The 10,054-nt window shown below is 64.0% G+C and carries 9 protein-coding genes; all 9 read right to left on the bottom strand.

Going from position 1 to position 10,054, the window contains the following annotated elements:
- Window positions 1-4 precede the first annotated feature (4 nt).
- The 9 genes from purH to HU729_RS15135 all read right to left on the bottom strand — a co-directional run bounded on the left by purH (window position 5) and on the right by HU729_RS15135 (window position 9,932).
- The gene (purH, locus tag HU729_RS15095; protein WP_186666008.1) at window positions 5-1,612 is read right to left on the bottom strand and encodes a bifunctional phosphoribosylaminoimidazolecarboxamide formyltransferase/IMP cyclohydrolase; all 1,608 of its coding nucleotides are present in this window, start codon (window positions 1,610-1,612) and stop codon (window positions 5-7) included.
- A gap of 80 nt (window positions 1,613-1,692) precedes the next feature.
- Window positions 1,693-2,013 carry a DNA-binding transcriptional regulator Fis gene (gene fis, locus HU729_RS15100; protein WP_029614158.1) on the bottom strand — a complete coding sequence of 107 codons (321 nt, stop codon included), beginning with the start codon at window positions 2,011-2,013 and terminating at the stop codon, window positions 1,693-1,695.
- Window positions 2,010-3,023, bottom strand: a complete 1,014-nt coding sequence (gene dusB, locus HU729_RS15105; protein WP_186666009.1) for a tRNA dihydrouridine synthase DusB — start codon at window positions 3,021-3,023, stop codon at window positions 2,010-2,012. The genes fis and dusB overlap by 4 nt, the downstream gene beginning before the upstream one ends.
- Before the next feature lie 156 nt (window positions 3,024-3,179).
- Complete coding sequence (locus tag HU729_RS15110) at window positions 3,180-4,493, bottom strand: DUF3426 domain-containing protein (RefSeq protein ID WP_186710796.1); 1,314 nt, start codon at window positions 4,491-4,493, stop codon at window positions 3,180-3,182.
- 54 nt (window positions 4,494-4,547) lie between these two features.
- Window positions 4,548-5,426, bottom strand: coding sequence for a 50S ribosomal protein L11 methyltransferase (gene prmA, locus HU729_RS15115; protein WP_186710798.1), 879 nt, complete (start codon window positions 5,424-5,426; stop codon window positions 4,548-4,550).
- Window positions 5,427-5,586: 160 nt separating this feature from the next.
- Window positions 5,587-6,942 (bottom strand): acetyl-CoA carboxylase biotin carboxylase subunit, encoded by a 1,356-nt coding sequence (gene accC, locus HU729_RS15120; RefSeq protein WP_186666012.1) that lies wholly within the window; start codon window positions 6,940-6,942, stop codon window positions 5,587-5,589.
- 17 nt (window positions 6,943-6,959) lie between these two features.
- Window positions 6,960-7,418 (bottom strand): acetyl-CoA carboxylase biotin carboxyl carrier protein, encoded by a 459-nt coding sequence (accB, locus tag HU729_RS15125; protein ID WP_186710800.1) that lies wholly within the window; start codon window positions 7,416-7,418, stop codon window positions 6,960-6,962.
- A 115-nt stretch (window positions 7,419-7,533) separates the two neighbouring features.
- Window positions 7,534-7,980 carry a type II 3-dehydroquinate dehydratase gene (gene aroQ / locus HU729_RS15130; RefSeq protein ID WP_186710802.1) on the bottom strand — a complete coding sequence of 149 codons (447 nt, stop codon included), beginning with the start codon at window positions 7,978-7,980 and terminating at the stop codon, window positions 7,534-7,536.
- A 179-nt stretch (window positions 7,981-8,159) separates the two neighbouring features.
- Window positions 8,160-9,932 carry a protein-disulfide reductase DsbD gene (locus HU729_RS15135; RefSeq protein ID WP_186710804.1) on the bottom strand — a complete coding sequence of 591 codons (1,773 nt, stop codon included), beginning with the start codon at window positions 9,930-9,932 and terminating at the stop codon, window positions 8,160-8,162.
- Window positions 9,933-10,054 lie beyond the last annotated feature (122 nt).

Raw genomic sequence — 10,054 nt, forward strand, 5'->3', positions numbered from 1 at the left:
CTGATTAATGGCGGAAGTGGCGCATACCGGTGAACACCATCGCGATACCGGCTTCGTCAGCGGCGGCGATGACTTCTGCATCACGCATCGAGCCACCTGGCTGGATCACGGCGCTGATGCCCACTTTAGCCGCGTTGTCGATGCCATCACGGAACGGGAAGAACGCGTCCGAAGCCATGACCGCACCCTGCACCTGCAGGCCAGCATGCTCAGCCTTGATTGCAGCGATGCGTGCGGAGTTGACGCGGCTCATCTGGCCGGCGCCGACACCGATGGTCTGGCGGTTCTTGGCGTAGACGATGGCGTTGGACTTGACGAACTTGGCGACTTTCCAGGCGAACACCAGGTCGTGGATCTCTTGCTCGGTCGGCGCGCGTTTGGTGACGACTTTCAGGTCTTCGGCCGCGATCATGCCGATATCGCGGCTTTGTACCAGCAGGCCACCGTTGACGCGCTTGAAGTCCCAACCGGCAGCGCGCTCGGCAGGCCATTCGCCACACTCGAGCAGGCGTACGTTCTGCTTGGCGGCGACCACGTCACGGGCGGCCTGGGAGATCTTCGGTGCGATGATCACTTCGACGAATTGGCGGTCGACGATGGCCTTGGCGGTTTCGCCGTCGAGTTCGCGGTTGAAGGCGATGATGCCGCCGAACGCCGACTCGGTGTCGGTGGCGTAGGCCAGGTCATAGGCCTTGCGAATGCCACCTTCGTTTTCCGGAACCACGGCCACGCCGCATGGGTTGGCGTGCTTGACGATGACGCAGGCCGGCTTGACGAAGCTCTTCACGCACTCCAGTGCGGCGTCGGTGTCGGCCACGTTGTTGAACGACAGCTCCTTGCCCTGCAGCTGTACGGCGGTGGAAATGCTGGCTTCGCCTTTTTTCTGCTCGACATAGAATGCCGCGCTCTGGTGCGGGTTCTCGCCGTAGCGCATTTCCTGGGCCTTGACGAACTGGCTGTTGAAGGTGCGCGGGAACTCGCTGCGGCCTTCGGTCGACAGGGTGTCCTTGGACTGGTCGATGCTGCCCATGTAGTTGGCGATCATGCCGTCGTAGGCGGCGGTGTGCTCGAAGGCCTTGAGCATCAGGTCGAAGCGCTGGGCGTAGGTCAGGCCGCCGGCCTTGAGGCCTTCGACGATGCCGGCGTAGTCGCTGGCGTTGACCACGATGGCGACGTCCTTGTGGTTCTTCGCCGCGGAGCGAACCATGGTCGGGCCGCCGATATCGATGTTCTCGATGGCGGTCGGCAGGTCGCAACCTGGCTTGCTGATGGTGGCTTCGAACGGATACAGGTTGACCGCGACCAGGTCGATCGGCTTGATGCCGTGCTCGTTCATGATGGCGTCGTCGGTGCCGCGACGGCCGAGGATGCCGCCGTGGATCTTCGGATGCAGGGTCTTGACCCGGCCGTCCATCATTTCGGCGAAGCCGGTGTAGTCGGCCACTTCCACCGCGTTCACGCCGTTGTCCTTGAGCAGCTTGTAGGTGCCGCCGGTGGACAGGATCTCGACACCGAGCTGTTGCAGCTCACGGGCGAACTCGAGGATACCGGTCTTGTCGGAGACGCTGATCAGGGCGCGGCGGATCGGCAGGCGGGTAGTCTGGTCGGTCATTTCGGATTCCATAACGCGGTGGAGTCAGCAAAAAAGGCGCCTCTTTCAACGGAGCCGCCTTTTCTGATTGGGATTCTGGCTTACAACAGGTCGTACTGTTTGAGCTTCTTGCGCAGGGTGCCGCGGTTGAGCCCGAGCATCTCGCTGGCCTTGGTCTGGTTGCCCTTGACGTGGTTCATCACGCTCTCGAGCAGCGGTGCCTCGACTTCCGAGAGCACCAGGTTGTACACGTCCGTGACGGTGGCGCCTTCCAGGTGGGCGAAGTAGTTGTGCAGTGCCTTCTCGACGCTGTCGCGCAGGGTCTGGCCCTCTTCGCTCGGCGTATTCAGGTGCTGCTTGAGGTTGGCGTTGTCGCTCACGGGCGTTGTTCCACTCACTAATGTCTCGGTCATCATCGTCATGCGGCCACCCCTTGTCCGTCCTCTGTCTCAAGGCTCTGTCGACGTTCGGCAAAAAATGCCCGAACGTTGGCGCACTGCGCTTGGGTCTCTTCCAAGGCATTGAACCGGGCGCGAAACTCCCTGCCGCCCGTGCGTGTTGCCAGGTACCAGCCCACGTGCTTGCGGGCGATACGTACGCCCATGACATCCCCATAGAAGGCATGCAGCGCGGCAAGGTGCTCCAGCAGAATGCGTTCAACTTCGTCCAGCCCGGGAGCCGGAAGATGTTCGCCTGTCCGCAGGTAATGCTCGATCTCGCGGAAGATCCACGGCCGCCCTTGGGCGGCACGGCCGATCAGCAGGCCGTCGGCCCCGGTGGCATCCAGCACCGCCCGGGCCTTTTCTGGCGACGTGATGTCGCCGTTGGCGAAAACCGGGATCGACACCGCCTGCTTGATCGCGGCGATGGTGTCGTACTCGGCTTCACCGGTGTACAGGTCGGCGCGTGTGCGGCCATGCACCGCCAGCGCCTGGATTCCGGCCTGTTCGGCGATCTTCGCCACGTTCAGGCCATTCTTGTTCGAGCGGTCCCATCCGGTGCGAATCTTCAGGGTGACCGGCACATCGACCGCACCGACCACCGCATCGAGGATTTCAGCGACCAGCGCTTCATCTCTCAATAAAGCAGAGCCTGCCGCTTTGTTGCAGACTTTTTTCGCCGGGCAACCCATGTTGATATCGATGATCTGGGCACCGGACTCGACGTTGGCCCGCGCTGCCGCGGCCAGCATCTGTGCATCGCCACCGGCGATCTGTACCGAGCGCGGCTCGGGATCGCCTTCGTGGATGCGGCGCAGGCGCGATTTGCGGCTGTTCCACAGGTTCATGTCGCTGGTGACCATTTCCGACACCACCATGCCCGCCCCCAGGCGTTTGCAAAGCGTGCGAAAAGGCTGGTCCGTGACCCCGGCCATGGGCGCGAGGATCAGGTTGTTCTGCAGTGTGTATGGGCCGATGCGTACCGCCGACATAGGTGTTCCCTGTTGTGGGGCCGGATCATTGGAGTTCGAAAAAGGGATGGCATGATACCCGCTCTCGGTGACCGGATAAAGATGGAGCTGGATAAAATCTGAGCAGTTGTGGGCTTATGACTTTTGCGCTGGTTGGCGCTCCCGCCGACCCGCCGGTCACTCCGGGGATCGGAAGCTCAGGCTGTAGTTCACCGCCTTCGGGCCTGGATCGAGGATGTCCAGGGCGATGTGGATCGGCGTCTGGCTGGGCATCTCGCCGCGCCCGGCCAGCTCGCCCGACAGGTACTCGCTGGGCTTGAACCGACGACTGGCGATCAACTGGCCATTGAGGTCGGCGAAACGCAGCTCCAGCAAGGGGAAGGGCTGGCTGAAAGAGGCGCGGTTGTAGATGATCGCGTCGACGATCAGCGCGCCCTTGAAGTCTGGATGGCTGCGCACCACCAGGTTGCTGCTCTTGATGCGTGCGATGTCGACCCGGGTGGGAACCTGGCAGCCGACGATCGGGCACAGTTGCTGGAACAGCGGCCGGTAACGGTCGTGCCGGGCCATTTCATCGAAGTGGTAGTAGACATACTGGAAGGCCAGCAGGCCAGCGGCGAGCAGCGCCAGGAAGCCCCAGAGCAGGCGCTTGCCCCAGTTCGGTGCGGGCTTTTGCCAGTCCAGTTGCAGCGGGTCGTCGACGACATCGACCAGTGGTTCCTTGCGCGCACGCGAGGGTTTGGCGGCCAGCACCGGCTCCAGCCGTTCGTCGCCTTCGGTGTCGTCGTCGTGGTCGTCGCGTGCCGACAGGCGCAGATTCGCGACATCGTCGTCCAGGGCCGAGAGGCCTTTTTCCGGAAGAGGCTCGTCGAGGGGCGACAGCCGCTCGTTGGCCGGTTCGTCGTGTTCGGCGGGCAGGCGGGCAGGGGCGTCTTCGTCGTCGAGTTCGAGCGCCTGTCCGAGGGTGGGTTCGGTGCGGTCCTGGGCTATCGGCTCCAGGTCGAGCGGCTCTTGCTCGACCTGGACCGGTGCAGGTGTGGGCTGCGGGTCGGGTTCGAGGCGGTCATCGGTTGCGGTGCCGAAGGGCTCGTCACCGTGCTGCTCGGGGTGTTGATCGTCACGTCGGGCCTGCAAGGATTCGTCGCGCTCGGCGCTTTGACGCTCGGGGCGAGGGCCGCGTCGCTCCAGGCGCGCAAGCTCCTGGTCCAGGTCCATGGCGTCCAGCGTGGCAGCCCAGTCGTCCTGGCTCGGCGCTGGGGGCTCGATCGCAGGCGCTGCTGGCGCAGCCGGCAACGGGGCTGCTGGCGCCGGTGCGGTGGCGACCGGCGGCGTCGTACCTTCCTGGCTTTGCTCGAGCAACTGCCGGGCGGCGTTGAATACCTGCAGGCACTGGCCGCAGCGCACCACCCCACGGGCCACGCTCAACTGGTGATACGTGACGCGAAAACGCGTCTGGCAATGCGGGCACTGGGTGACGAAACTGTCGGTCATGCGGCGATCCGGGGGTTGTGCAGGGTTTGAGTCTGGCGCTTTACGAACTGTAGCCTAGCGACGGCGGCCGCTGATGCGCACCCAGCCATCGCGGACGACGATCGGGTCGAGGTCGAAGTCGGCGGCATAGGCTGCGGCCACTTCCTCGCCTTGCTCGGCAAGAATACCCGACAGCGCCAGCAGGCCGCCGGGACGTACCAGGCCGGACAATTGCGGTGCCAGGGAGACCAGCGGGCCGGCCAGGATGTTGGCGACCAGCACGTCGGCCTGCATCGCCGGCATGTGCTCGGGCAGGTACAGCGCCAGCTTCTCGTCGGCGATGCCGTTGCGCTGGGCGTTGTCACGCGAGGCTTCGATGGCCTGTACGTCGATGTCGGTCCCCACCGCTTCGCGGGCGCCCAGCAGCAGGGCGGCAATGGCCAGGATGCCCGAGCCGCAGCCAAAGTCGAGCACCTGGGTGCCTTCGAGCGCCTGGCCATCGAGCCATTCCAGGCACAGGGCGGTGGTCGGGTGGGTGCCGGTGCCGAAGGCCAGGCCCGGGTCGAGCAGCAGGTTGACGGCGTCTTTCTCCGGGGCCTCGTGCCAGCTCGGCACGATCCACAGGCGCTGGCCGAAACGCATCGGCTGGAAACCGTCCATCCAGCTACGTTCCCAGTCCTGGTCCTCGATGACTTCGGCCTGGTGCTCGGGGAGGTCGGCACCGGTCAGCAGCTGCAGGTGGGCGAACACCGCTTCGGGTTCGGCATCGGCTTCGAACAAGGCCAGCAGATGCGTGTGCGACCACAGCGGGGTGGTGTTGAGGTCCGGTTCGAAGATTGGCTGGTCTTCGGCATCCATGAACGTGACCGAGACGGCGCCGACTTCGAGCAGGGCGTCTTCGTAGGTTTCGGCTTGTTCCGGGCTGATGGCCAGACGTACTTGCAGCCAGGGCATGGCGGGCACCTTTGGTAAATCGACAGGGGCAGCGGGAGCTGCGCGAAAGGGCGTCAGTTTACGCGAGTGCGGGGGGTTTGTGGATGTTTCACCGCCCCTGTCGCAGGGCAATGAAAAACCCCGGCACAGGGCCGGGGTTTCGTGCATCACGCTAACGCGATCACTCCTGGTTGGCCAGTTTGTGCTCGAGGTAGTGGATGTTGATGCCGCCCTTGCAGAAACCTTCATCACGCACCAGGTCGCGGTGCAGCGGGATGTTGGTCTTGATGCCGTCGACGACGATCTCGTCCAGGGCATTGCGCATGCGCGCCATGGCTTCGTCGCGGTCCTTGCCGTAGGTGATCAGCTTGCCGATCAGCGAGTCGTAGTTCGGCGGAACTGAATAGCCGCTGTACAGGTGCGAATCGACCCGCACGCCATTGCCACCCGGGGCATGGAAGTGCTTGACGGTGCCTGGGCTTGGAATGAACTTCTTCGGGTCTTCGGCGTTGATCCGGCACTCCAGCGAGTGACCGCGGATCACCACGTCTTCCTGGCGGAACGACAGCTTGTTGCCAGCGGCGATGCTGAGCATCTCCTTGACGATGTCGATGCCGGTGACCATCTCCGAGACCGGGTGCTCGACCTGGACGCGGGTGTTCATTTCGATGAAGTAGAAGCGACCGTTCTCGTACAGGAACTCGAAAGTACCTGCACCGCGGTAGCCGATCTCGATGCACGCATCGACGCAACGCTTGAAGACTTCCTGACGGGCCTTCTCGTCGATGCCGGGGGCCGGCGCTTCTTCCAGTACCTTCTGGTGACGGCGCTGCAGCGAGCAGTCGCGGTCGCCCAGGTGCACGGCGTTGCCCTGGCCATCGGACAGTACCTGGACTTCCACGTGACGTGGGTTGGTCAGGAACTTCTCCAGATAGACCATCGGGTTGCCGAACGCAGCACCGGCTTCGGTGCGGGTCAGCTTGGCCGAGGCGATCAGGTCTTCTTCCTTGTGCACCACGCGCATGCCGCGACCACCACCGCCACCGGCGGCCTTGATGATCACCGGATAGCCGACTTCACGGGCGATGGCCAGTGCAGTTTCTTCGTCTTCCGGCAGCGGGCCGTCGGAGCCCGGTACGGTCGGTACGCCCGACTTGATCATCGCGTCCTTGGCCGAAACCTTGTCGCCCATCAGGCGGATGGTGTCGGCTTTAGGGCCGATGAAGGCGAAACCGGATTTCTCCACCTGCTCGGCGAAGTCGGCGTTCTCGGCGAGGAAGCCGTAGCCTGGGTGGATGGCGGTGGCGCCAGTCACTTCGGCGGCAGCGATGATCGCCGGGATGTGCAGGTAGGATTCTTTCGACGATGCAGGGCCGATGCAGACCGATTCGTCTGCCAGACCCAGGTGCATCAGTTCGCGGTCAGCGGTGGAGTGGACCGCGACGGTCTTGATGCCCAGCTCTTTGCAGGCACGCAGGATCCGCAGGGCAATTTCCCCACGGTTGGCGATCAGGACTTTTTCGAGCTTCCCAGACATCGTTGGCTCTCCGCGATTCAAACGATGGTGAACAGCGGCTGGTCGAACTCAACCGGCTGACCGTCTTCCACCAGGATGGCGTCGATGACACCGCCGATATCGGCTTCGATGTGGTTCATCATCTTCATGGCTTCGACGATGCACAGGGTGTCGCCTTTCTTCACCGACTGACCGACTTCAGCGAAGTTCGGCGAGGTCGGCGATGGCTTGCGGTAGAAGGTGCCGACCATCGGCGAGCGGACCACGGTGCCTTTGAGGGCAGGTGCTGCAGCGGCTTCGGCAACCGGGGCCGCGGCGACAGGGGCAGCGGCAACGGGGGCGGCGACCGGAGCAGGCGCTGCGAAGTACTGGGCGCCGGCAGGTTGCTTGCTGTTACGGCTGATGCGAACGGACTCTTCGCCTTCCTTGATCTCCAGTTCGTCGATGCCGGACTCTTCCAGCAGTTCGATCAGCTTTTTGACTTTACGGATATCCATTAATCAGCAACTCCCAAGGTTCGGTCGGGGACGTAATTGTTAAAACGTATCGAAAACGTTTCTTCGTAGTGCTTCGAGGCCCCGGTCGAAGGACCGAGGCCTTGCGTCATCTGGGCTATGCGTTGGCAGCCAGGTGTTCCAGTGCAGACTCCAGGGCCAGCCGGTAACCGGTGGCGCCCAGGCCGCAGAGCACGCCCACTGCCACATCGGAGAAGTAGGAGTGATGACGGAACGGTTCACGCTTGTGCACGTTGGACAGGTGCACTTCGATGAATGGGATGCTCACTGCGAGCAATGCGTCACGTAATGCGACGCTGGTGTGGGTGAAAGCGGCCGGGTTGATCAGGATGAAGTCCACGCCTTCGTTGCGCGCAGCGTGAATGCGGTCGATCAGTTCGTACTCGGCATTGCTCTGCAGGTACTGCAAGTGGTGGCCGGCGGCGCGTGCGCGCTGCTCGAGGTCCTGGTTGATCTGGGCGAGGGTGACGGCGCCGTAGACTCCCGGCTCGCGGGTGCCGAGCAGGTTGAGGTTGGGGCCGTGCAGCACCAGTAGGGTGGCCATCTGCGGTTTCCTTGGTTTTGTAGGGCAATTCGACATAGCGCGGCGACTATGCCGCAAGAGACTAGCGAGTGTCCAGTTCCCTGCAATAGCCAGCACGATGACCGAGATTCGCGCAAAGTATGTGACCAGATGATGAGCTCTGGTCACTTCATCGGAGAAAGTTACCGGTGCGCGGGAAGTTATAGACCGAGTTTGCTGCGCGTGCCCGTGAGAATTTTCGCAAATTCGTCGGCGTTCACCTCGCCTACCACCCGATCAGCGGTCATTTCGCTGCCGTTTGCGGCAAAAAACAACAAGGCGGGTGGGCCGAACAGTTTGTAGCGGTCGAGCAGGGCGCGTTGTTCGGCGTTGCTCTCGGTGATGTCGAAGCGCAGCAGTTTGAACCCACTCAATCCTGGCTGGACCTGCGCCGCGTTGAGGACCTCATGCTCGATCACCTTGCAACTGATGCACCAGTCGGCGTACCAGTCCAGCAGCACCGGCTGGCCTGCGGCCTTGGCCTGGGCCAGTGCGGCGTCCAGGGCGGCAGGGGTGGTGAGGGTTTGCCACGCATCCGCCTGAGCGTTGGCGCTGGCGGGGGCCGAGGCGCTGACGCCGGGGCCTGGCAATGGACGCAGTGGATCGCCCTGACCGGCAAGTGCGCCATACCAGCACGCCAGTGCATAGACCAGGCAGAGCAGCCCCAGCAGTTGGGCCAGGCGTTGGCGCGGGGTCTTGACCACGAATTCCAGCGCCCCGAGGAACAGCGCCACGCCTGCCGACAACAGGCCGATCAGCAGCAGTGTCACCGGCCCCGGCAGCACGCGGCTGAGCAGGCCGAGCGCAACGCCCAGCAGCAGGACCCCGATCACGTTCTTCACCGTGTTCATCCACGCCCCGCTCTTGGGCAGCCAGGCGGCACCGCCGGTCGCCACCAGCAGCAGTGGCGCCCCCATGCCCAATCCGAGCGCGAACAGCTTCAGTGCGCCTCCCAGGGCATCGCCGCTGGCGCTGATATAGAGCAGGGCACCGGCCAGTGGCGCAGACACGCAGGGCGAGACCAGCAGGCTGGAAAGCACGCCCAGCACCGCAGCACCCAGCAGCGAACCGCCGCGGGTATTGCTCGCGACGCGGTCCAGGCGCTGGCTCAAGGCGTGCGGCAGCTTGAGTTCGAACAGGCCGAACATCGCCAGGGCGAACAGCACGAAGAACAGGGCGAAGGGCACCAGTACCCAGGCCGACTGCAAACGTGCCTGCAAGTTGAGGCTGGCACCGAACAGGCCCATCAGCGCACCGAGCGCGGCAAAGCTGGCAGCCATCGGCAGCACGTAGGCCAGCGACAGGCTGAAGCCACGCCAGCCACCCACCTGGCCGCGCAGCACCACGCCCGAGAGGATCGGCAGCATCGGCAGCACGCAGGGGGTGAAGGTCAGGCCCAGACCGGCCAGGAAGAACAGTAGCAAGGTCTGCCAGCTCCAGCGCTCGGCCGTGCTGGTGGACAGGGTGCTGCCTTCGCCGGGAATCGACAGTCGCGCAGTTTCCGGGGGATAGCACAAGCCCTTGTCGGCGCAGCCCTGGTAGCCGACCAGCAAGGTGAAGGCGCGCGGGTCGGTACGCGGCACCTCGATGTCGACGATGCCATGGTAGACCTCGACATCGCCGAAGAACTCGTCGTGCTTGGCTTCACCCTGGGGGATCCGTACGTTGCCGAGGGCGATGTCGGCTGGCTCGCTGCGGAACTGGAAGCGATGGCGATAGAGGTAGTAGCCCTCGGTGGCGACGAAGCGCAGCTTGATCGACTGGGCATCGGCGCTGATCAGGTCGAGCTTGAAGGCTTCGTGGACCGGCAGGAAGTCGGCGCTGTTGGACAGCGAGGCGGCACCGAGGGTGGCGCTGGGGCGGTTGTCGAGCAGGCCCGAGGCGAAGGCGGGGCTGGCCAGCAGCAGGAACAGCAGGAAGAACAGGCGGCGCATGGCGGACTCGCGAGGCGGAACGTGCCCGGCATGATAGCGGAGTTGGCTGGAGGCGGGGATGACAGGTGGTCGCAGGTTCGGCTGTTTGCAGGCCTGGCCCGGGTGGGAGCGGGCCCGCCCCC

The sequence above is a fragment of the Pseudomonas sp. RW10S2 genome (genome assembly GCF_014268985.1).
Taxonomy (GTDB): domain Bacteria; phylum Pseudomonadota; class Gammaproteobacteria; order Pseudomonadales; family Pseudomonadaceae; genus Aquipseudomonas; species Aquipseudomonas wayambapalatensis.